Source organism: Sphaerospermopsis sp. FACHB-1094 (genome assembly GCF_014696195.1).
GTDB classification, from domain to species: Bacteria; Cyanobacteriota; Cyanobacteriia; order Cyanobacteriales; family Nostocaceae; genus Sphaerospermopsis; species Sphaerospermopsis kisseleviana.
Genome location: NZ_JACJPT010000016.1, coordinates 44,418 through 67,400 on the forward strand (window position 1 = coordinate 44,418; position 22,983 = coordinate 67,400).

Annotated in this window: 24 protein-coding genes and 1 CRISPR repeat array; of the genes, 18 read left to right on the plus strand and 6 right to left on the minus strand. The window is 36.0% G+C overall.

Annotation, left to right across the window (positions count from 1 at the left end):
* Positions 1 to 37: 37 nt before the first annotated feature.
* Both H6F47_RS07415 and H6F47_RS07420 read right to left on the minus strand, forming a co-directional pair.
* The gene (locus H6F47_RS07415; RefSeq protein WP_190347009.1) at positions 38 to 202 is read right to left on the minus strand and encodes a YqaE/Pmp3 family membrane protein; all 165 of its coding nucleotides are present in this window, start codon (positions 200 to 202) and stop codon (positions 38 to 40) included.
* Positions 203 to 338: 136 nt separating this feature from the next.
* A complete protein-coding gene (locus H6F47_RS07420; RefSeq protein ID WP_187039285.1) occupies positions 339 to 683 on the minus strand; it encodes a translation initiation factor in 345 nt (114 codons plus the stop codon).
* 618 nt (positions 684 to 1,301) lie between these two features.
* Between H6F47_RS07420 and H6F47_RS27820 the strand changes: the two genes are divergently transcribed.
* Positions 1,302 to 1,496, plus strand: coding sequence for a HupE/UreJ family protein (locus H6F47_RS27820; protein WP_272111033.1), 195 nt, complete (start codon positions 1,302 to 1,304; stop codon positions 1,494 to 1,496).
* A gap of 32 nt (positions 1,497 to 1,528) precedes the next feature.
* Positions 1,529 to 1,843 (plus strand): hypothetical protein, encoded by a 315-nt coding sequence (locus H6F47_RS07430; RefSeq protein ID WP_096572738.1) that lies wholly within the window; start codon positions 1,529 to 1,531, stop codon positions 1,841 to 1,843.
* A gap of 45 nt (positions 1,844 to 1,888) precedes the next feature.
* Here H6F47_RS07430 and surE read toward each other — a convergent pair whose 3' ends face one another.
* Positions 1,889 to 2,569, minus strand: coding sequence for a 5'/3'-nucleotidase SurE (gene surE / locus H6F47_RS07435; RefSeq protein WP_096569753.1), 681 nt, complete (start codon positions 2,567 to 2,569; stop codon positions 1,889 to 1,891).
* 184 nt (positions 2,570 to 2,753) lie between these two features.
* Here surE and H6F47_RS07440 point away from each other — a divergent pair, with 184 nt between their 5' ends.
* The 3 genes from H6F47_RS07440 (at position 2,754) to H6F47_RS28440 (ending at position 5,050) form a co-directional block, all read left to right on the plus strand.
* Complete coding sequence (locus tag H6F47_RS07440) at positions 2,754 to 3,491, plus strand: TPM domain-containing protein (RefSeq protein WP_096569750.1); 738 nt, start codon at positions 2,754 to 2,756, stop codon at positions 3,489 to 3,491.
* A 155-nt stretch (positions 3,492 to 3,646) separates the two neighbouring features.
* Positions 3,647 to 4,891 carry a glycosyltransferase family 4 protein gene (locus tag H6F47_RS07445; protein ID WP_242027351.1) on the plus strand — a complete coding sequence of 415 codons (1,245 nt, stop codon included), beginning with the start codon at positions 3,647 to 3,649 and terminating at the stop codon, positions 4,889 to 4,891.
* Positions 4,892 to 4,915: 24 nt separating this feature from the next.
* Positions 4,916 to 5,050, plus strand: a complete 135-nt coding sequence (locus tag H6F47_RS28440; protein WP_277877136.1) for a hypothetical protein — start codon at positions 4,916 to 4,918, stop codon at positions 5,048 to 5,050.
* On the opposite strand, the gene H6F47_RS07450 is transcribed toward H6F47_RS28440, so the two are convergent.
* The 3 genes from H6F47_RS07450 to cas1 form a co-directional block, all read right to left on the minus strand.
* Complete coding sequence (locus H6F47_RS07450; RefSeq protein WP_199291093.1) at positions 5,040 to 6,479, minus strand: TIGR03985 family CRISPR-associated protein; 1,440 nt, start codon at positions 6,477 to 6,479, stop codon at positions 5,040 to 5,042. The two genes, H6F47_RS28440 and H6F47_RS07450, sit on opposite strands and share 11 nt — an antisense overlap.
* A gap of 566 nt (positions 6,480 to 7,045) precedes the next feature.
* Positions 7,046 to 8,130: direct repeats of the CRISPR family, unit length 37 nt; unit sequence GTTTCCATCCCCTTGCGGGGAATTGGTTATGAAAAAC.
* A gap of 334 nt (positions 8,131 to 8,464) precedes the next feature.
* Positions 8,465 to 8,749, minus strand: a complete 285-nt coding sequence (gene cas2, locus H6F47_RS07455) for a CRISPR-associated endonuclease Cas2 (RefSeq protein ID WP_190648342.1) — start codon at positions 8,747 to 8,749, stop codon at positions 8,465 to 8,467.
* A complete protein-coding gene (gene cas1 / locus H6F47_RS07460) occupies positions 8,746 to 9,756 on the minus strand; it encodes a CRISPR-associated endonuclease Cas1 (RefSeq protein WP_190648345.1) in 1,011 nt (336 codons plus the stop codon). The genes cas2 and cas1 overlap by 4 nt, the downstream gene beginning before the upstream one ends.
* A gap of 657 nt (positions 9,757 to 10,413) precedes the next feature.
* On the opposite strand from cas1, the gene crn3 reads away from it, so the two are divergent.
* The 13 genes from crn3 to H6F47_RS07530 all read left to right on the plus strand — a co-directional run bounded on the left by crn3 (position 10,414) and on the right by H6F47_RS07530 (position 22,976).
* Entirely contained in the window at positions 10,414 to 11,427 is a 1,014-nt protein-coding gene (crn3, locus tag H6F47_RS07470; protein WP_190347012.1) for a CRISPR-associated ring nuclease Crn3/Csx3, read from the plus strand.
* Positions 11,428 to 11,868: 441 nt separating this feature from the next.
* Positions 11,869 to 14,217: a type III-B CRISPR-associated protein Cas10/Cmr2 gene (gene cas10 / locus H6F47_RS07475; RefSeq protein WP_199291094.1), complete on the plus strand. Its 2,349-nt coding sequence runs from the start codon at positions 11,869 to 11,871 to the stop codon at positions 14,215 to 14,217.
* Positions 14,214 to 14,945: an RAMP superfamily CRISPR-associated protein gene (locus H6F47_RS07480; RefSeq protein WP_190347014.1), complete on the plus strand. Its 732-nt coding sequence runs from the start codon at positions 14,214 to 14,216 to the stop codon at positions 14,943 to 14,945. The genes cas10 and H6F47_RS07480 overlap by 4 nt, the downstream gene beginning before the upstream one ends.
* A complete protein-coding gene (gene csx10 / locus H6F47_RS07485) occupies positions 14,942 to 16,180 on the plus strand; it encodes a CRISPR-associated RAMP protein Csx10 (protein WP_190347015.1) in 1,239 nt (412 codons plus the stop codon). Before H6F47_RS07480 ends, csx10 begins: the two co-directional genes overlap by 4 nt.
* Positions 16,177 to 16,584: a hypothetical protein gene (locus H6F47_RS07490; protein WP_190347016.1), complete on the plus strand. Its 408-nt coding sequence runs from the start codon at positions 16,177 to 16,179 to the stop codon at positions 16,582 to 16,584. Before csx10 ends, H6F47_RS07490 begins: the two co-directional genes overlap by 4 nt.
* Positions 16,585 to 16,647: 63 nt before the next feature.
* Positions 16,648 to 17,817, plus strand: coding sequence for a DUF1887 family CARF protein (locus H6F47_RS07495; RefSeq protein ID WP_190347017.1), 1,170 nt, complete (start codon positions 16,648 to 16,650; stop codon positions 17,815 to 17,817).
* Between the two features lie 142 nt (positions 17,818 to 17,959).
* Positions 17,960 to 19,276, plus strand: a complete 1,317-nt coding sequence (locus H6F47_RS07500) for a TIGR02710 family CRISPR-associated CARF protein (RefSeq protein WP_190648348.1) — start codon at positions 17,960 to 17,962, stop codon at positions 19,274 to 19,276.
* A gap of 68 nt (positions 19,277 to 19,344) precedes the next feature.
* A complete protein-coding gene (locus H6F47_RS07505) occupies positions 19,345 to 19,911 on the plus strand; it encodes a Uma2 family endonuclease (RefSeq protein ID WP_190648351.1) in 567 nt (188 codons plus the stop codon).
* A 24-nt stretch (positions 19,912 to 19,935) separates the two neighbouring features.
* The gene (gene csx7, locus H6F47_RS07510) at positions 19,936 to 20,784 is read left to right on the plus strand and encodes a CRISPR-associated RAMP protein Csx7 (RefSeq protein WP_190648355.1); all 849 of its coding nucleotides are present in this window, start codon (positions 19,936 to 19,938) and stop codon (positions 20,782 to 20,784) included.
* A 111-nt stretch (positions 20,785 to 20,895) separates the two neighbouring features.
* On the plus strand, positions 20,896 to 21,273 hold the full coding sequence (locus H6F47_RS07515; RefSeq protein WP_137667162.1) for a hypothetical protein: 378 nt from the start codon (positions 20,896 to 20,898) through the stop codon (positions 21,271 to 21,273).
* Positions 21,263 to 21,448 carry a hypothetical protein gene (locus tag H6F47_RS07520; protein ID WP_096569724.1) on the plus strand — a complete coding sequence of 62 codons (186 nt, stop codon included), beginning with the start codon at positions 21,263 to 21,265 and terminating at the stop codon, positions 21,446 to 21,448. Before H6F47_RS07515 ends, H6F47_RS07520 begins: the two co-directional genes overlap by 11 nt.
* A gap of 140 nt (positions 21,449 to 21,588) precedes the next feature.
* Positions 21,589 to 22,527 carry an RAMP superfamily CRISPR-associated protein gene (locus H6F47_RS07525; protein ID WP_190648356.1) on the plus strand — a complete coding sequence of 313 codons (939 nt, stop codon included), beginning with the start codon at positions 21,589 to 21,591 and terminating at the stop codon, positions 22,525 to 22,527.
* Positions 22,524 to 22,976 carry a hypothetical protein gene (locus tag H6F47_RS07530; RefSeq protein ID WP_190648359.1) on the plus strand — a complete coding sequence of 151 codons (453 nt, stop codon included), beginning with the start codon at positions 22,524 to 22,526 and terminating at the stop codon, positions 22,974 to 22,976. The genes H6F47_RS07525 and H6F47_RS07530 overlap by 4 nt, the downstream gene beginning before the upstream one ends.
* The last annotated feature ends 7 nt before the right edge of the window (positions 22,977 to 22,983 follow it).

Below are 22,983 nucleotides of genomic sequence, written 5' to 3' on the forward strand. Positions count from 1 at the left end.
GAGAGATAGGAAAATATCGCCTATCCCTCTGCCATAATTACTTCTTCGCAATTACCCAAACTGCGTGAATAATACCCAAAATGTAAAAACCAAAAATTGTTAACAGTAAATTAATCCAAAAATCTTTGCCAAAACCAACTTGTAAAAATACTCCCAAAGGTGGTAAAAAGATGGCTGCTACGATTCTAATTAAGTCATTCATAATACTCTCCTGTTCATTGTCCACATCTCTATTATTAACATCACTTTCTCTAACTCGCATTCCTGAAAAGATACAGTAACCCGAACTAACACCCAGAATTAACACCCAGAAGTAACACCCAGAAGTAACACCTACATTAACCACCGCTGATTTTAGCTTTGTAACCTAACTTAACTAAAATCTCTAAAATCTTCTGTTTATGATCTCCTTGAATTTCAATTTCGTTCTCTTTCACAGTTCCCCCTGTACCGCATTGGGTTTTTAACTGTTTCAATAAAGCGGTTAAGGTTTCTGCTTTGGTTTGAAACCCGGTAATAACCGTGACTGTTTTTCCTTTCCTCCCTGCGCGGGTTGCTTGTACCCTTACATTTTGTTGGTTTGGGGGTAGTTCTTGTACTGGACGTTCTAAAGCAGGTGAGTTATCATTACCAAATTCTTGGTAAATTATACGTTTGTCAGATTTTGATTTAGAGGAAGACATACAATTTAATTCTTAATTCAATCCAGCAATAATCTCAAGTAGACTCAAATTTTTTCCTACTGCTATTTTAACCAATTACTGTTCACTAATTACTGACTAATATAGGACTTAGGCAATATTGGACTAAAAACCTGGTTCTGATGTAGGGGTAATTCATGAATTACCCCTACTTTCGTTCTGTTTTGCGTAAGTCCTGTAGTATTTAGAAGATTCTCATACAGCATTCTCTAAGTAAAATATTCTCACTCCTAACTCCTGACTCCTGACTCTTGTACGGGTGTTCGCGAAGCGTGCTGGAAGCATCAGCTTTCTGGCGACTAATGATAAATTTTTATCCAAGGTTATTTCTGGAATACTCCTAAATTATGATATTTTTTGTCAAGATTGGGGTAATATAAACAACCAATAAGAATAATCTGATCTATCATCACTATGTTCAAAACTAGATTATCTGTATCTGATGGTACTAATTAAGTACCTACTTCTAAACCGTATCGTCTCATGGGAGCGATCGCTGCTTTAATTCTTATCAGTCTGATCACTTCATTCGGAGGATCACTTATGAAGCACACTATTTCTAACTGTTGAGAAGGTTTTATTTGGGGTATCGCTGATCTAGTGATTGAGTTGGATCAATTAGCTAGTATTGTTGCTGTTGGTTTACTTTCTGCTAGGTTTGTAGGTGGTGCTTGGATCGGTTTAGCTTTTGTATTTGCTGCTTTATTTGAACAAATAATACATTTAGCTTCATTAAATCTACCAAGTATAGCCCCAGGTATAGAAATAGCGATCGCCTTGTTCTCTATTATCTGATAATGATTTTTCAAAATTGGGGTGCTCTAGAAATGATATACGCAGAAATAGAAACTAAAACAAACCGCTTAGAATCTTTAGAATCTATTGTTGAGCAAATCGGTGAAGCTGTGCTTTCTACTACCAATACTATTGAGCGTTTAGCTCAAAGAGTAGATGCTTTGATCGTACAAGTAGAATCACAGGGAAAACAATTACAGCAGCAAGGATATCAAATTTTTGCCTTGTGTGATGCTGTACAAAGTCTCGCTGAAACACAAAAAGATTCATTACAAGAAATCAATCAACTGACAAAATCTGTAGATAACATTGTGTTTTTGCTGCAAAGTGTAGATGAAGAAATATGAACTACCCCAGCTTATTCCCAAATCCAAAATCCAAAATTGGCATGATCAAACCTTTAATTGAGTAATTGCAATATTGCCAGCAAAACATACATCTACATCACTACCAGGAGTGCGATCGCGTTTACCATATTCACCAACATAATAAAAATTATCACCCTCTACTCGATAATTTACAGGTAAAGGTTTGGTACAGGGTAGACAAAAAACAACTTGAGGATCACCATCTCCCGGTAGTAGATGGGGTAAATTCACATTCCAAAAGCTACCAGGTGCTAAAGGCTTTTTCAGTAAATCTGCTAATATTACTGATGTCCATTTAGCAGCTAAATCCCAATTATAATTGAGTTTAGCTTTGCGATAATGAGAAATCGCCACACCAGGAATACCGTGCATTGCAGCTTCTCTCACCGCAGCAACAGTTCCAGAAATGTACGCATCTACTCCCAAATTACCACCAGCATTAATTCCTGAAAGCACAAACTTGACATCTTGACGAATTTGTGTTATGGCAATTCTCACACAATCAGCAGGAGTACCAGCAATAGCATATTCAAAATCAGAACGACGTTCTAATTTAATCGGTTCAGTTGTCGTCACCTGATGTCCACAACCAGACTGATGTGTTGCTGGTGCAGCGATAATTACATCTTTGTCATTTACCGCTTTCAGCAAAGCTTGAATACCTGGTGCGTCGATACCGTCGTCGTTAGTTAAGATGATTGTCATGAGATTTTAGAGTTTAGATTTTAGAGTTTAGATTGATTCGACCAATAAATCCTCAAATAAATCCTGAAATAAATCCTGAAATAAATCCTGGTAATTTTACCATCCAGGAATTATCCTCAAATCAGATGCTTTTGACCTAGATTATGTAGTATTTTGATTGCAAGAGTATTTTAGGATTCATTTCATGAAACAGCTACTCAAGCAATTATTTAGTGGTCATTCATACCTTACCCGTCTCATTGTACCTGTATTGGTGATGATGATGGCTATTTCTGTTTTTGTGACACCTGCTTTTGCTACTGGAGTATATCAAATACCCAACCTGACAGCAGATACCTGGATTGTAGATGAAGGTGATGTTCTTAGCCGTTTTAATGAAGGTCAAATCAGCGGTGCTTTTAAAGACTTGGCCAAAGCAACAGGTAATGAGGTGAGAATTGTTACCATTCACCGTTTCGACTATGGGGAAACACCGGAAAGTTTTGCGAAAGGACTATTTACAAAATGGTTTCCTACACCAGAAGCACAAGCTAACCAAGCGATTGTGATCGTTGATACTCTAACCAATGGTGCAACTATTGTCAGCGGGGATCAAGTGAAAACTCTCTTGACTGATGAGATCGCTAATAGTGTCACAGAAGAAACACTAGGGTCAGCATTACGGGATGGTAATAAATATAATCAAGGATTTTTGGATGTGCGCGATCGCCTAGTAGCAGTCCTTTCTGGTAAACCTGATCCCGGTCCACCAGCAGAAAAAGAAACTGTACAGGTAGAAAGCACATTTAGCAATGCGGAAGAAACCGACAAAAACAAAGGTAATGCTACTGCTTGGGTAGTAGGTTTGTTAATTGCAGCTACTGTCATTCCCATGGCAACTTATTATTTATACCAAATCAATCAGCCTTCCAATCAGGGGTAAGTAATGAGGGAATAGGTAGAATTTTTGTAAGGAGTCAGGAGATCAAGGAGTCAGGAGTCAGGAGTCAGGAGTCAGAATATTTGTTTGTAGCAACTGTATTCTGTATCCTGAATCCTTACGAATTTTTTACTTTACGGTTTTGTACACGATTGACTATGATGAAAAATACTTCTCAACATCCCAAACGGATTTTATTTTTACATCCCAACTTTCCCGCCCAATTTCGTCATCTGGCCACAACTTTAGCCAAAGATGATAAATATCAAGTAGTATTTGGTACAAATCGTCAGGAAGGATCAATACCAGGAGTATTGAAAGTTATTTATGAACCTTCCCGCACAGCAGCACCCCAAACTCATCATTATATCCGCAATTTAGAAAATGCAATTCTCACCGGACAAGCTGTATATCGCATAGCAGAACAATTAAAAACACAGGGTTTTATTCCCGATATAATTTACGGTCATTCTGGCTGGGGTCCGACATTATTTATGAAAGAAATTTTCCCGAAAGCAGAATTATTATGTTTCTTTGAATGGTTTTATCATGCTCGCGGTTCTGATGCCGATTTTGATCCCAGTGATCCATTAAATGCCGATGATTTGTGTCGTATTAAAGTCAAAAATTCACCGATTTTACTAGATTTATACCATTGCGATCGCGGACTTTCTCCTACTAATTGGCAACGTCAACAATTTCCCCTAGAATATCATCAAAAAATCACTGTTTGTCACGATGGAATTGATACTAATTTCTTTCAACCCCAGCCAGATGCTAAATTAGTTTTACCCCGAATTAATCTTGATCTTTCCCATGTTTCAGAATTAATTACTTATGTAGCGAGAGGAATGGAACCTTATCGCGGTTTTCCTCAGTTTATGGAAGCAGTAGCATTAATTCAACAACAACGCCCAAACTGTCATATTGTAGTTGTGGGAGAAGATAGAGTAGCCTATGGAAAAAATCTTCCTGATGGGAAAACTTATAAACAATTAATGTTAGAAAAATTAGATTTAGATTTAACCAGATTACACTTTACTGGTTTACTTCCTTATACTGAATATTTGCAAGTTTTACAAGCATCCTCAGCCCATATTTATTTAACTTTTCCTTTTGTTTTATCCTGGTCAATGTTAGAAGCAATGTCCGCAGGATGTTTGTTAATAGCTTCTGATACTCCACCAGTTAAGGAAGTAATTAAAGATGGTAAAAATGGACTGTTGGTAAATTTCTTTTCTCCCCAACAAATTGCCGAAAAGGTGAATACAGCTTTAGATAATTCTCCAGATATGATTTCTATTCGTACCGCTGCACGCAAGACAATAGTTAATAACTATGATCTACAAACATTATTACCACAACATTTAGATTGGATGTTAGGCAGAAAAATTGACAATTGACAATTGACAATTGACAATTGATAGTTGATAGTTGTTTCATTGAAGTTTAAAACCTCTTTTTTAAGGGAAAAAGTTAATAACCCAATTACCAATTCCCAATCACCAATCACCAATTCCCAATCACCAATCACCAATCACCAATCACCAATTAATAATTAGCTAATTCTTTACTCGCTTCTTCTTTGAGTCGTTGACGAATAGACAAAGGTGCTATTACTTCTCCATTTGGCCGCCAGTCTCGTAACCGCATCAAAACATTAATATCCCCAGTACGTATCCAAGCTTGATAATAAATATCTTGTTTATTTCTGTGTTTGATAATATCTAATATTTGCTGCTGCTGGGTTTTGGGAATGTCTGCTGTAATTAAATTTGCTAATTTTTCATAGGCAATACGCTGGAAAGAATGATGGCGAAATGTGTTATCTACATACCATTGGGCAAATGCTGGGGGAAAACGAATGATCAATAATTCCCGTTGTAGGTAAAAGTTGAAACCCCAAGCTTTTTCTAATTCTGTCTCTACATATTCTGGGGTGGGTAAGTTGCCACTGTGCCACATTTCTTTTAATTCTTTGGGTATACCCGGATCTCCCCAGGGAAGAATTTGCAATTTTTCTGAGGCGATGCGGTCCAGTCGGTAGTTGTGCCATGTTATATTTCCTTGGGGATCTATACCATAGGCGCTGAGATATTTGGCACGTCGGAGGTAATGCAAACACACTGGATAAACGGTTATTTGTACTTTGCTTGCTGTAGCTGCGATCCAATATTCAAACTGCACTACTCCAGCGGCTGGTATACGCCATAGTTGTTCTAACTGTTCTTGATAGTTATCTACCTGGTCCTGCATTTCTGAAGAAAGTATATAGTCTAAATGCAGAAATATCCGTTGTTGTGGTTCTTGGATGGTGGGAGATGTATGGGTATGATCTACTATTTGTTCCCACAAATTATGAATGATGATATCTAGGTTTGGCTGCACAAAGGATATGGACTCTAAAACGTGCAGTAGTTCCCAGGTTTGGGGTAGGGACAGTTGGGTAAAGGTTGCTTGTGCTGTTGCAGAAATTGTTGGTGCTGGTAGTTCGGTTTTAGAAAGAGTTTGATATTCTCCTTTGACTACTGTTTGCAGCCATCCTAAACGAGTTAGCTGTTTGAGATCATCTCTGAGGGAACGATGAACTGTGGCAAAGGGGGGTTGTTGTAGTTGTTGGTGCAGTTGTTGGGAACTGATGCCGGTGAGTTGTTGTATTTCTTGTTGCCATTGGGTTTGGCAAATGTGGCTATTGGCAGTTTGAATAATTTGCCATCCGCTTTGATGACAGATGCAGGTGGGGTCCTGACATTTGGTGGTTATTTGTTCGGCGTTGAGTTTTTCGCTTTTGGGGTGATAGTAGGAAAATAGGCGATCGCGCAGTTGTGCGTAGGTAAATTTTTTTGCTAAGTCCGTTGTCCAGTTTTCTTCCCCATACAGTTTATTTAATATTACCCATAGTCTAATTGAACGCTGCAAACGGTTGGCTAGTTGTCCTGCTGCTAACCAATGTAATATTTGCGGTGTGGGTGGATAGGGGAAGCTGTTCAAATTGATAATTGATAATTGATAATTGACAATTGTTTAAGAGGGTGTTTAAAATCTCTTGTTTCCAGGAGACAAAAAAACCAATTGCAGTAAGTATAATTTTCAATTGTACATTGTTTATTAGACATCTCCACAATAGAATGTATTAATCTGTCATAAGTTGTGGGGGCGAAGTAGGGGCGAAGCATTCGAGCGATTAATGATCGGTATTCACCAAAGGATATTTTCCAAATGCTTCGCCCTTACAGGGCGATAATTTATCGAAAAAATCAGACATCTAGATATCCCATAAGCTTCGCCTTGCCCCCATAAATAAGTTCCAGAATTTCTTTTCTGGAGATGTCTATTGTTTATTGTCTATTTTGGCAAGTTCAATTTTTTGTATTGGCACTGCAAAAGCTGATTAAATTACGCAGGACTTACGCAACAGGGAACGAAAGTAGGGGTAATTCATGAATTACCCTTACGCAAGAATAAGGTTTTCAGTCACATCTTGCGTAAGTCCTAATTTATTACAACCAAGCGATCGCATTTTTTAGTAATTCTATCTTTTTTTATCCCCAAGTTTTGTTTCCATCCCCTTGCGGGGAATTGGTTATGAAAAACGCAAGAGGCGCACTACCACTGAATTTGATTAACGCTTCTAGTCGTTTCCATCCCCTTGCGGGGAATTGGTTATGAAAAACTGGACGTGGAAGAGATAGAAAAAAGAGAGCTAAACGTTTCCATCCCCTTGCGGGGAATTGGTTATGAAAAACCTTTGTTGGGTATCACCAGCTTCGGGTTACAGCCTAGTTTCCATCCCCTTGCGGGGAATTGGTTATGAAAAACGGCAAGGTTCTGGGAGTCTTCTATACTGGTCAGATGGGTTTCCATCCCCTTGCGGGGAATTGGTTATGAAAAACTTAAATAAAACCTTTAATTCTGATTCCTACCTTCTTGAGTTTCCATCCCCTTGCGGGGAATTGGTTATGAAAAACGCCACTATCACGGATTGCTATAATGCTGTGATGGAGTACAGTTTCCATCCCCTTGCGGGGAATTGGTTATGAAAAACAACCAATAAAACACACTGTTGAATTGTGGAAACCTGCGTTTCCATCCCCTTGCGGGGAATTGGTTATGAAAAACAATGTAACTGTATTACCATCACAAGCTTATAACAAGATTACGTTTCCATCCCCTTGCGGGGAATTGGTTATGAAAAACAACAACAGTTCATCACTCAAAAGAGCTAGACATCCAGTTTCCATCCCCTTGCGGGGAATTGGTTATGAAAAACAGTGCTTTTGGTGATGAGCTAGACCTCTTAGGTGAGGGTAGTTTCCATCCCCTTGCGGGGAATTGGTTATGAAAAACCCTGTCTATGGTGTAGAGTTGTTTGAGTCTTCTACTGTTGTTTCCATCCCCTTGCGGGGAATTGGTTATGAAAAACGTAAAGACGAATGGGACTTCAACTCCCACCTAATGTTTCCATCCCCTTGCGGGGAATTGGTTATGAAAAACATTGACTGTCCTTCTGCCCGTAAAGCTCGTATCAGAGGTTTCCATCCCCTTGCGGGGAATTGGTTATGAAAAACCTGGTTACAAAGTAGTAGCTTGCTACTGCGATCAACGGTTTCCATCCCCTTGCGGGGAATTGGTTATGAAAAACCCTACACTCATGGAGACCTTGTTACAAATAGCTTTCAAGGGGCGTTTGCGCCAAGCTACGGAAACAATGATGTAACAAGCGAAGTCAGTATTTAATTTTCTAGGTTCAGATTGCCGTTTCCAGCCAATAAAAATAATTTAACCGAAAAACTCCAAGATGTCAACCTAAAAAACCAACATTTTCTCAAAATTACCAAAGATTACTAAATGTAAATCTTTATAGCTTCCTGCGCCAAAACCAATACATTCCTTTACATTTCGTTACAAATGCCCAAAAGCTGATGCTGGGGATATTTCGACCACCTCCATACCCGCATAACCAGGAATATCAAACTTTACAAAATTAAATAATCAGGTGGTTCATAAGGAGGTTCACTTCCGTAAACCCGCGTCTTTTGTTTAGCAGTTTCATCCAGAGGATAAACCCGCAAATTATCCTCACTCAACTTCAGCACCTTTAACCACCGCTTTTCTAACTGGTGATTCAATTCCTCATTATCTAGCGGACATTCAAACACCGAATATTGCACCCGTTGACAACGCTGTTCCAACAACTTGGCCAACTTTGTCCGACGTTTATCATCGGGTACGTCATAACAAACCAACCATAATTTTGTCATTTCATCACAAACGCCTCATAATCTAATTCAGAACGCATCAAACACCGTCCCAACCACCGCGCTTGTTCCAAAAGAATTTGATTCAATGTCAAACGCCGATTTTGGGGAGGATATAAAAAAGGAGTTCGCAGTCGTCGTTCTAACTCTCCCAAAAACAACTTTTTCGCCAAAGGTCCCAACCATATCCCCACCCCATCGGGAGAATCTTGAAAATCCTCTGTTCCCAAAATGTTAGATTCAACAATGGAAATTACCGCTTGGTCCACCACCACAGGACGAAATTCCTCCATTAAATCTAAAACCAAATTCGGCCGATAGGGTTCTGTTGCATGGAAAAAACCCAAATAAGGATCAAGTCCCGCTTGGACGGTAGCAGAAAATACTCTCGCTAATAAAACTCCATAACCCCAACTCAAAAGCGCATTAATCGGATCAAGTGGTGGTCGGCGGTTGCGGCCATTAAACTTCCACTCTGGGGGAAAATAATGACGTAATGCTTGGTAATAGGTGCGAGCGCAAATTCCTTCAATTCCCATTAACTCATCACGGTTAAAGGGGGTGGCGACATGAACAAGACGAGCAGAATAGGAATTGATTAAATCTATTGCCTCTGCTAATTCAGTAATTTTACTTGCAGTTGCCCGGTTACGCTTTTGTAATAATACTCTTTGATTACGGACTTTACCCAAAATCAATTTTTGAGCTAAGGCCATGCCAAAGGTAGTTTCTACTGTGCGATATTGAGCTATTCTAATAGTAGTATTACTAATAAAATACCCTTGCAGCCTACCGCGAAATTGCCCATCTTGTGTCAGGAATATGGTTTCTATGCCACGATCTAGTAATTGGGCAATTACCACATCTGTTAATTGGATACCTGGTAAAACGACTACTAGGGTAACTTCTGCTAAACGACAGGTTTGAGTTTGATCTTGTTTAATAATGATCAGTGATTCGTTGCGATAGCGCAGGGTTGTTCCTGGTTCGGTTAAATAGAGTGTAGTCATAGGAAACAGGAAATTAAGAAAGTAGGGGTTTAGCAGTGCTAAACCCTTACAACACTTTGGAGGTATAAACGAAGTATTAATGTTTCCTCCTGTATCAGTAATCATTTTGCCTTGAGGTTAGAAGACCCCTTTTCTATCAGGGTGAAATAATACACCTATTGAATTGACAATTGATAATTGACAATTGATAATTTATGAAAGAGACAATTGATAATTGACAAGTTATGAAAGAAAACATTATTAAGGAGAAAAGCTTTGATTTTGCAGTCCGTGTTGTCAACTTATATCAATATTTAAATAACGAAAAAAAAGAATTTGTTTTATCAAATTAATTACTGCGTTCTGGTACTGCAATTGGAGCATTAGTCAGAGAAGCAGAACAGGCAGAAAGTAAAGCAGATTTCATTCATAAATTAGCAATTGCCCTTAAAGAAGCAAATGAATCAGATTATTGGATAGAACTAATGTATAAAACAGATTACCTCACAGAAAAACAATACAAAAGCATCAAAAATGATATCACGGAGTTAATCAAACTTTTAACTTCAATCATAAAAACCAGCAAGAAAATTGTTAATTGTTAATTTTCCATTGTCAATTGTCAATTGTCAATTGTCAATTGTTCATATTTACAAATACAGGAACGGAGAAAAGCTGATGACTGAACCTGCTTTACGCTTGCTATTAAGTGAAACCCTGATGGTAGAGGCTTTACATTATCAGGTTTTATTGATTGAATTAACTAGGAGCGATCGCATTATCGAACCCCAAGACTTAACAGGTTTAGAACTTCCAGCAGGAATTGATACAACCGGTGGTGTGGTAATTTCGGGACGCGCACCGATTTGGTTATATGGTTATCTGATCCATGAATTACATCCTACCGCTTGGGTTGCTTGTTATGATCCCCGCATCGGTGCGATAATCGTAGCTACTCACACTCGCTTAGTACAAATTGGACAAGTATTCAAAATCATTCCCCCCAACGGAAGAACCCAGGAAGGAGATACTACACCAGAACAACAATGGTCTAATTATTTTCGTCAACTGGGAGAATTGAGAGCAAATAATAGCGCAAATTCTCCCTTGACAAAACCAGAAAAATTGTGTCCAGCGTTGATGGTAGTTGGTCCCCCCGACAGTGGTAAAAGTGTATTTTCCCATGGGTTATTTCAAGCATTGCTCAAAGAAAATCCTGATATTTATTTACAACGCGCACATTGGGACGGTGAAGGAAATTATGTGTTAGAAATGGGTGCAGAAGCTACCGATGAAGAAATCGAAGCCTTTAAAGCACGTAATCGCGGATCTTTAACAGAGAGGTTTTTTCCCTACCAAGCGCAAGCTATTCTTCAGTTACGCAGACAAAAATCTTTAGTAATAGTAGATGTGGGTGGGATGGTGCAACCAGAAAAATTACCACTGTTGGAAGTTTGTACACATTATTTAATAATTAGTTCTCGACTAGAAGCGGTGGAAGGATGGCATAATTTTTGTGGTATTCGTGCTAATTTAATACCAGTTGGTGTCATTTTCAGCACTCTCACAGAAACGGAGATAGTTCATCAATTAGAACCTTATGTAGAAATGACTTGTGGTGCTTGGGTTAGAGGTAAAGCGCGTCCTATTCCTGATATTTTACTGGAACGGGTACAAGATATGATCAATTGATAATTGATAATTGATAATTGATAATGGTTTCATTCAAGGCTTCCGCCGTGAGCGTCAGCCGAACGGTTTGAATCTTTTGCTTTCTAGGAGAAAAAAAGAAAAAATTTCCTATTTCCCCATCCTCTCACGAATGAGAGACAGGTAATTGTCAATTACCATTAGACATCTCCAAAATAGAATGTATTAATTTGTCATAAGTTGTAGGGGCGAAGTAGGGGCGAAGCATTCGAGCGATTAATGATCGGTATTCACCAAAGGATATTTTCCGAATGCTTCGCCCTTACAGGGCGATAATTTAACGGAAAAATCAGACATCTAGATATCCCATCAGCTTCGACCTGTCTCCATAAATAAGTTCCATAATTTCTTTTCTGGAGATGTCTATTGTTGAAGAAGTGCCAAGAAGGAATAAAATAGTAGTCAAGCAAGGGAAAAATGGTGATGAAAGGTAAAAGTTCGGTAGCAATAGGAATTAGTTGGTGTTTAGCTTGGGGTAATGGAAGAAAACCGCAATTTGATATTTCTGTTTTGCGGGAAATGTGCGAAGCTTTGAGAACTGGGGGAGAAGTTCCAGTAGAGGTAAGAACTATTATTCAACAAGTGGAAGATTTGCAAAAAATTAACGAAGATGATTTTCCTGAGACTGTGGAACAGCTAAAAAATAATTATCTTGATTTATGGAATCAAACAACTAATATCGGTTTAGTTTATGGAGGTGTGACTAAGGTTAAGCAGTATGTATTTGAATCAGCTAAAATTCAAGAAGTGCGTGGTGCTTCAGCTTTGTTAGATAGAATCAATTTAATTGATTTACCTGCTTTTTTCAACAAAATTTATCAGCCTTCATTATATACAGATGACAACGATAGCAAACAAGAAGAAAACAATAGGAAAAAACCTGAAAATTTATATACGATTCAATGTAATGATGTAAAGAAATGGTTAGATGAAAACTTCTATCAAGATTACAAATTATCAGAAGTTCTCATTCCCGAATTAATCATCTATTCTACAGGGGGAAATATTCTGGCTTTTTGTCCTGCTGCTTATGTAAATGACTTAGCAGATGCTATTGAAAAACGCTATGCCCATGAAACATTAACAGCAAATTCCTGTGCAGTTGGTGAGACATTTAAACCATTAGAAATTAGATTTGGTTTACTCAAAGAAAAAATTGAAGATACACCTTGGTTAGATTGGTATAATCAGAATTATCAAAAACCGATAGTTCAAGCTTATTTTGGGTTTCCTAAAGATGAAAAAGAACGGTTAGAAGCATTCAGAAACCGCAAAAGTTTTAACGAAATTACCACCAAATTAGCGATTTTATTTAATCAAAGACGTAGCGGTAATGATATTCTTGGACGTAAAAACAACCGTCGTTATCCAGTAATGTTTGAAACCCATCCTTATTTAATGAGAGATGGGAGTGATAGACGTTCTGCTATCATGAAAGTAGATAAAAATGGTAGAGAAGTAAACTTTTCTGAAGCATCAGCCAGAAAATTCATAGTTGGTGATAGAACAAAAGATGGTGAAACACAAGCACCAGCATGGTATCGTAATACTGGTTTAAAATGGGATAGAGGAATATTTGAAAGTTGGGTAAAAAGATTCCATAACTTTTTAGAAAAACACCACGACTTAAAAGCTAAATATTATGGTAATTTAAACCATGAAGATGTCAAAATTGCCGAATTATTAACTCATGTATCTAATGCTAGTAAAAACTTTATTAGCTACATTTACGCTGATGGTAATAACATGGGAGGATATATTCAACAAATTCGCACACCAGAAAAATACAAAAAATTCAGTGAAGATGTAAGTAGAGCAACAGAAGAAGCGGTTTATTATGCAATAGCTGAAAGTTTACATCCTCATAAATTGAAAGGAATAAATGAGCAAGATTCAGATTTAGAAAATGGTGATTTAGTTCATCCTTTTGAAATCATTACCATTGGAGGAGATGATATATTTATCATTGTACCTGCTAATAAAACCTTAGAAATTTCCCAAAGAATAGGAGAAAAATTTGAAGAAATAATGGTACAAAGATCAGATGAAAAAATAGCAGATTATAGACTAAAATCTAAAAAACCAGTAGATCAGAAAAAAATCCATCGTTATCAACCACAAACAGCAAAACCTTCAGAGTGCAAACTTAGCACATCCATAGGCGTTTTAATTACCGCTGATGATACACCAATTTACTACGCCCAAGACTTAGTAACACAATTACTGAAATCAGCCAAAGAAAAAGCCAAGAAATTAAAAAAAGTAGAATATCATGGAGGAACAATAGATTTTATCACCTTAAAATCTGTCACCATGATTGCATCTAATATTAAAGATTTTCGCCAAGAAGCATTAACTAAAGAAAGTCCGCAGAAATTAAAACTCTATGGAGGACCTTACACATTACATGAAATAGGGGGATTAATTCAATCAATAGCAGCATTGAAAAAAACCAAATTCCCCAAATCACAACTTTATCAAATTCGTAGTTTATTAGAACGGGGTAAACATACAGCGATTCTCAATTATCGTTATTTTAGAGTCAGACTGAAACAGGGAAAAACAGAATTACAACAACATTTTGAAGATGCTTGGTGTTTACCAAAGGATGATAAAAATGGTGGTAACTTAGCACCTTGGATGTATGATACAGAAGACAAAGTTTATGAAACAATTTGGCGCGATATGGTTGATATTTATGGATTTGTAGAAGAACCAGAAACCGAAGAATCAGAAAACTTAGAAAATTTAATTGCGGGGGTTGAGTCATGATTAAATTAGAAACAATTAATAATTCAATCCACACAAAAACCATCACCGCTATCATTGACACAGCATTATGTATAGGTGCTGGAGGTTCATCTGGTTCACTTGCAGATAAACCAATAGTTCGCAACGCAGAAGGAAATTTACTCATACCCGCTTCCCAATTAAAGGGAAGATTGCGCCATGAATGTGAGAAAATAGTTAGAGGTTTAAAATGGGATGTTTGCTATTCTCCCAACCCGCAAACCATGTGTCCCCAAAGAGCGGGTTTAGTGGGAAATTTTACCAGAGAAGAGTATATAATACCAAAAGATAAAAAAACAGAAGATAACAAAAATTATCATTGTTTAATTTGTCAAATTTTTGGAAATCCGGTTTTACCTTCTCGGATAATATTTGATGATTTAATTTGTGAAGAAGAACCAGAAAACTTACCAGAAATTATTCGTCCTGGTGTAACTATTAACCGTCGTCGTCGCACTGCTGAAGAAAGTAAACTTTACTTTTTAGAAACCTCACCCCCAAATACAAAACTCAGATTTACAGGAAATATTCACCTATTAAATGATGCACCTAGCTATACAAAACCATTAATATTAGCAGGATTGAAACATATTAACGCTTTAGGTGGAAGTAAATCAGCCGGTTTAGGTTGGTTACATTGGGAATTACCAGATTTAACAATAGAAAAAGAAGCATGGGAATTTTTAGCTAAAGGAAGTGAGAAAGAATGAAAAAAATCGAATTAGAAATCAAAGCTTTATCACCTTTAGCAATTGGACAAAAGAAACCAGGAGGTAATATTAGTGAAGTAGAAACATTTATTCCTGGTTCAGTCATTCGTGGTGCAGTTGCTAATCAAATATTGCAACAATCAAATCAAGAAATTACAGATGGTGATGATTTTCATCAATTATTTTTGAGTGAAAATCCCGCGATTTTTCAAAATGCGTATCCAGGACATGGTAAAATTAAATCAGAAGTTAGGGTCATACCTGCAACTGCTTTAAGTTCTAAAATCAAACCAGGGTTTAAAATATCAAAAGGGGATGGTGTTTTTGACACCTTAATAGACCGTTTTTGTGCAGAAAATTATGGTCAAGTATATGATTTTAATAGTCCTGTACAACCCCAGAACAATGAATTAGAGGGAGATAGAGTAGATAATTTTACAGGATTTTATAGTCAAAATATCAGTAACTATGAGAAAAAAGCAGCCAATTCTCGATTATTAACCAGAGTTGGGATAAATAGAAGACGTGCAACTTCTGAAGAAAGTGTACTTTACAGTATTCAAGTTTTGAATGAATCAAAACAACATCAAAAAGAAGCTGTAATATATAAAAGTGCAATTTTAGTACCTGATGATTTAGCAGCATCTTTGCAGACATTCATTGATAATCATCAAGATAATTTTCGCTTAGGAGGTGCAAGTTCACGGGGTTTAGGGAAAGTAAAAATAACCGCTAAAAAACCAAGTGATATCAAAACAAATTTGGGCGATCGCCTGAATCAATTTAATGTAAAATTACGTAAACGATGGCATGAATGGAGTGATATATTTGGTATAATATCAGAAATACCAAACAAGAGAATTTATTTCACAATTGATTTACAAGCAGATGCGATTTTAACAGAAAATTGGCAATACACAACCGTAATTTCTGAAGCAATGCTCAAAGAATTTACAGGATTGGAAGATTCATCTTTAAAACTACATACAGTTTATAGTAGTTATGATTATCGTTCAGGTTGGAATGCTGCTTGGGGTTTAATGAAAGATATCGAATTAGTAACAAATAGAGGGGGTGTGTATTTATTTAGTGTAGATAAAGAAAAGGAAAAAATATGGATTGAAAAATTGCAAGAATTAGAAATAAAAGGAGTTGGAGAAAGAACTTCTGAAGGTTTTGGACAAGTGCAAATTTGCAATGAGTTTCATAATGTATTAAGAGAGGAAGCAGTATGAGTGAATTATCAAACCAACAGCAATTAAAAATTCAAAAAGGTATACTTCAATCTGAAGATGATCTAGTAATCTGGATTAAAAACGCCTTAGATAAAACAAGCTATGGAGACTTAGAAGAATCACAATTTCGTAACTTACTCCGTGTTGCTGACACTACAGATAGCGCAGAAGTAATTAAGAACTTTATCTGTTATCAAGTTGGAAGAGACAAGAAATGGGGAAGAGGTAAAGGTTCTTTAGCCGAGAAAATCATTGAAGATATTGATAATAATATCAAAAAAGCTGCTCAAATAATTGGTGAATGTTGCGACGCTGATTTTAAACCTATTTGGTTAGAATTAATTCGCCGTTATTTGGGATATGGCGCACGTCATTTAAAGTTTAAACGTGATGGTAATTCTTAAACAATTACCCAATATACAGCTAATAATTAACCAAGCAATTTTAAGAAATTGAGGTATTGAAATATGTCGGAAAAAGTAATGCTAGTTTTAATTGGAGGACGGAGTGCTGTTCCAACCGTTGCAGGAGTTCTTCAATTTCTCGATGAAGTTGATAAAATTAAGTTTATATTGTGTAAAGGAGGACAATATTTACAATATCAAAAAAATGTAGAAACTGTCATAAAACAGAACCGACAAGACTTAATTTTTAATAATGAAACTGATGTCATAACTGTTGATCCTAATAAATTTGATGAAGTGTATATGGCTACTAAAAAACTTTGTCAAGATGTCAAACAAATAAAATATGTAAACTTGACATCAGTTCCTCAAACTATGGCTATTTCAGTTTATAGCTATGTTCAGGAAAAATTTAAAGACGTATTGGTTTTTAGTGTTAACACCGATCAATCACAGATTATTCCATTAGTTTTTGGTAGACAACCTTTATCATTTAATAAGCGATTAACCGTAGAAAATTATGTCGCTATGTATGGACTTAACATATTTAGACGGCAATTAGTTTGTGAAAGATATATAGAGAATACAGCACAATATATAGTAGATAATCTTGAAATTGCAAGAAAAATTCTTTATGTAATCCGCAAAAATTCTGGAGATGCAGATACTATTAAAACAGCACCAAAAGGATTTAATATAAATGAAACAGAATTTACGAAATTAGGTGTATCAATTAGTGATTTAGAAGGATTTTTGCAAAAATTAGAAAGTTTATCGTTGCTCAGTAAATTGCAGAAATTAAATGGAAATATAAAATTCAGAATTGAAACGAAGGAGAATTATTCTTTCATAGCGGGTGGCTGGTTAGAAGTATTTGTATATTCTTCTGCTAAATTGTGTAAATTTGATTCTGTAGAAATAGGCGTGACAATTGATAACTATAGAGGTGAAATAGATGTCTTTTGTTTAAATAGTGCTAATGCTATGATTTGTGAGTGTAAAACTGGTGGAAAATTAAAATCTAAAGATTTGTATGACCTTGTATCAAAGGCTGATAAATTGGGATCTAATTACTGTGTGAAGATATTCATAACAAGCGAGTATGATATAGATGAAGAATTTATAAATACAGCGAAAAATAATAAAGTGGTAGTTGTATCAGGTGATAAACTCATGAATATAACTGAGATTTTGACTAAAGAAATGCAAGATCCTACGTATTTAAGGCGTTAAATCAATAAATAATATCTCATTTACATTTAACTCAACTTTATCTACTTTGTCTTGGTTATCTTAGCCGGTAACACACAGCTTTAATAGCTTAATTAAATCATTAATCATTTTAACAATTCATTGATCAGGAGAAAATTAAATCATGCCGAAAATTCTTTTTATTACAGTCGGTGGTTCTCATCAACCTATCATCACCGCTATTCGTGAATTGCAACCAGATCGAGTGGTTTTTCTTTGTTCTGATGGTCCCAAAGGTAGTAAATCGCAAGTAATAGGAAGCGGAACACCTTGTGAAGTAAGACGCGGAACAGAAGTAATTGAAAAGTTGCCCAATATTCCTACACAAATAGGACTAGGTGATAAATTTCAACCAGATAGAGATGTAATCTTGATTGAAGAACCAGATGATTTATCAGAATGCTATCTGAAAGCATCATTATGTATTCAGAAGATTCAGGAAACTGTTGCAGATGCTCAAATGATGGCTGATTATACAGGTGGTACTAAATCCATGTCTGTAGGTTTAGCAATGGCATCTGTGGATTATCAACTTACATTATATGTAACTACAGCCGTCCGCACAAATATTATTAAAGTTGAACGAGGAGAATTAACAGGACAAGCAACAGTAGCACCTGTAGTTGTACAACGGACTCTAGAACAATTTTTACCTATTTTCCTACAACAGTACAACTATCCAGCAGCGATCGCACAACTAAAACGTCTTTTATCATCAATGGCATTACCATCTGATATTAAACGACAAATCCAAACTTTATATGCTTGTTGTTCAGGTTTAGATGCTTGGGATAGATTTGAACATAGAGATGCTTTAGAGTTATTAGAACCTCAAATGAAAAATCCAGTTATTAGGAATCTAGTTCTATTTCTCAAACGAGTAATTAATAGTAGAGGACAAATAGATGAAAAATTTGATTCTAGTAATGCTACAGAAGGAAATGGTTATGAAATAGTTCAAGATTTAATATTAAATGCAGAAAGACGCGCTGAACAACAACGTTATGATGATGCAGTAGGAAGACTTTATAGAGCTTTGGAATTATTAGCTCAAATTCGGTTGTTGAAAACCTATGGTATTAAAACAGGTGATATTGATACTGCGAAATTACCAGAAAATTTACGGGATAAATATGAGAAAAAACGTTCTAATGTCAAGGGAAAAATCCAAATAGCTTTAAGAAGTAGCTATGATCTTTTAAGTGAACTTCCTGATGATCCTATAGGTAAAATATACCTAGAAAATGCTAATAAAATCATCAATGCTTTAGAAGTTAGAAATAACTCATTATTTGCTCATGGATTTAAGCCAATTACTAGCACTGACTATGAAAATGTCAGCGAAGTATTTGTTAACTTCATTAAATCTGCCATCAGTTCTGTAGTTAGCAATAAACCACAAATACAACCTCCTCAATTTCCAACTGACCTAGAAATTTAATCCCTTGATTAAGTCTATAATGTTCACAGAATAAATTTATTTAGTCCTACTGTATAGTTTCTAAAACTATGACCTCCACTCCCGTCTCCACTTTAATCTCCTTAACAGACTTCCTCAAACTACCAGAAACAAAACCAGCGAGTGAATATATTGATGGTAACATCTACCAAAAACCAATGCCTAAAGGTAAACACAGTGCCATACAAACATTTTTAGCACCTGCTATTAATCAAATTAGCATACCTAAAAAAATAGCTCGTGCATTTACAGAACTGCGTTGCACCTTTGCAGGTCGTTCTCTTGTTCCAGATATCAGTATTTTTAAGTGGGAATTAATTCCCCTTGATAATAATGGAGAAATTCAAAATGAATTTACAATTCCTCCTAATTGGACAATTGAAATTTTATCACCTGAACAAAGTTCAACCCGTGTAATTAACAATATTTTATTTTGCTTAAAACATGGTACTGAATTAGGTTGGCTTATTGACCCTCAAGAACGTTTAATCATGACTTTTTTACCCCATCAACTACCAGAAATTAAGCAAAATCAAGACTTTTTACCTGTTTTAAATTCTTTAACAGCATGGGAAATATCTGTTGAGGACATATTTAGTTGTCTCCGTCTCAATTAATTAATTATAAGTGGTATAATCATTATGTTCGACACATTCAAAAACCGCCTAGAAATCACCGGAAAACTCACAACAATCACCGCATTACGCATAAGTGCGGGACGTTCCACCGAACCCATCGGCACAGATTTACCCGTCATCAAAGACGCACTAGGACAACCATTAATCCCCGGTTCTAGCTTTAAAGGTGCTTTAAGATCCCGTCTTGAAAGTTTCCTCAGAGGAATTGATCCCAGTTTGGCAGAAGATCCCGCAGATTTGACAACTACAACTAGAAACAATGAGGTTAAATATTTAAAAGATAAATACAAAGATAATGACTTTCAATTAACAGAAAATTTGTTAGAAATGACAGATTTAATCTCTCGCCTCTTTGGTTCACCTTGGATAGCAAGTAAATTTCAAATCAGAGATTTAAACGTAGTACCTAACACCTGGTTTGGACAATATCAAGAAAGAGACGGAGTAGCAATTGATAGAGACACAGAAACCGCAGCAGATGGTAAACTCTACGATTTTCAAGTAGTACCAGCAAGTACAGAATTTCAATTTCATGCCATAGTTGAAAATGCAGAACCTTGGGAACTAGGATTATTAATGATTGGGTTACACCAATTTGAAACCGAACAAATTCCCCTTGGTGGTGGACGTTCTCGCGGTTTAGGAGTTGTTAAACTAAATATAGAAAAAATGCGCTGGGTTGATGTTGAAGACGATCCAAAATTTATGTTGCAATATCTTCAAAAATTAGTTATGGGAGATGAAACCGCTTATGAAGATGCAGCAGATTATAGAGATGAATGGGTACATCAATTAATTGATCATTTAAACAAGCAAATATCTCAAAAAGATGTAATCGAAACAACAGCTTAAATCTTCCGTAGATTGCGTTACAGATAAACGCATCAAAATTAATCTTGTAAACTTCCCCATCTCACCCAAATGGAGTTAACATAAAAATAAACATCATCATTATTAATCAAAATGGCACAACTAACAATACAAGTACCAGATGAATTAGCTAACCGATTACAACCAATATTACATCGTCTTCCAGAACTACTTTCACAACTGATAGAATCCCATACACCAGAACCATTAACCTTAGCCGATTCCAGTGATCTACCAACAACTTATACTGAGGTCTTAGACTTTTTAATTCAACAACCAACCCCAGAACAAATAGCCAAATTTAAAGTTTCAAATCAAGCACAAAACAGATTGGAAACTTTATTAGAAAAAAGCCGTATGGGGACAATTTCTGAATTAGAAAATAGCGAATTAGAAGTTTATGAACAATTAGATCAATTAATGATTTTAAGTAAAGCTAGAGCTTACAGTATGATGAAAAATGACCAATAATTTAATTTCTGCTAATCGTTTACAAATTTGGACAGAACACTTTACTATAAAAAATGGAGAAATCATTGGTATTACTTCTATTGGTGAAGCTACATCACGTTTACTGATGTTTAATACTGCCAGCAGAGTGCGATCGCGTCAATTATTAATTACACAAAAACTATATTATCTTTAATAAGAGGTCAAAAAATGGCTTTCAGTAATTACAAAACCATCGGTGAAGTCCTCAAAGCTTTTCAAGTTACCTATACCGAAGCCAAAGTTAAATAATTTAGTTTTATCTGCTGCTTAAATTTACCTGAATCAATTAACATTATGCACAAAAAATTCGTAAATCATTGCACCATAGATTTAACCATCATCCCCGATGGTCCAATTCTGATAAAATCTGGAAAAGAAGGTGCAGATCCCACAAAACCAGACATGGAATTTGTGGAAACCTATCACGCTGGAGGACGTACTATATACTTACCCGGAAGCAGTTTAAAAGGTGCAATTCGCGCCCATGCTGAACGTATTGTCAGAACAGTAGGAGGTGATAATAATACCCAAAAACTTTGGGCCAGTGACCCAATGAAAGGTGATTATTTACCTAAAAACTTATCAAGTCATGAAATCTATAAACAATCATCATTTACTGATCAAATGTTTGGTAATACTTCTATTGCAAGTAGACTCAGAATAGAAGATGCTTATCCAGAAAAATCAAAACCAGTAAGAACCGAAGAAAGAAACGGTGTAGCAATAGATAGAGTATTTGGTTCAACAATACCAGGAGCATTATTCAATTATCAAGTTTGCACTGCGGGAGAATTTAAAACCAAATTACATTTAAAAAACTTCACCCTGGCACAGTTAGGTTTAATTGGTTTAGTATTGCGTGATTTAAACGATGGTTGGTTTGGGTTAGGTTTCGCTAAATCTCGCGGTTTGGGTACTGTAGAAGTTAAGTTAAATAAAGCCATCGTGCAGTATCCTGGGTGTGTTTTATCAGAGAATAAACAAGAAATTTGCGCTTTTGGTAGTAATAAAAAATGGCGAAATACTCATCTTTTAGGTGTAGGTGAATTTTTAACAGAAAATGACGCGAAATTATATGGTTTTTCTTCTAAAGATAGTCAAGATACACCTGTTGCTGCTCAAGAAATGGCTTTAGGATTTGGTGTGGAATTAACTTGGAAAGAAGGAACAGTTAATGATTTATTTGAACGTGGTGTTAGGTCTTGGACTCAAGTATTAGTAGGTGCAAAATGACAGCTTTTATCGGATATAAAGAACATCCTGTATCTGTTGAGCATTTATTAGAATTAATCAATAAATCAATCACAGATAATACCTATTATTTTCTACGTTGGACTCATAGAGTCAGTGGAATTAATAAATTGCAGAAAAACTCAATTAGTGATCAATTTCAATTTCCTATGTTAGAAGGACAAATATTTAATGATCAATTTGAACTAAGATGGAAATACAAAAAAGATAATACTTATGAAGTTTTACTTTTAAGTATGAATGGTGCAAATTCAGAATTTAAACCATTAGAAAAAGAATGGCAAATAGAAGAAAGAAATGCGTATTTTTATCCATCTACAGAAACCCGCTTTCCTAAAGGTTTTAATTATCCCAAACATCTAGAAATAAAACAACGATATTTTCTAGATCAAACAACTGCAACAGTTCATTTTGTAGCACTCACATTATAATCATAAA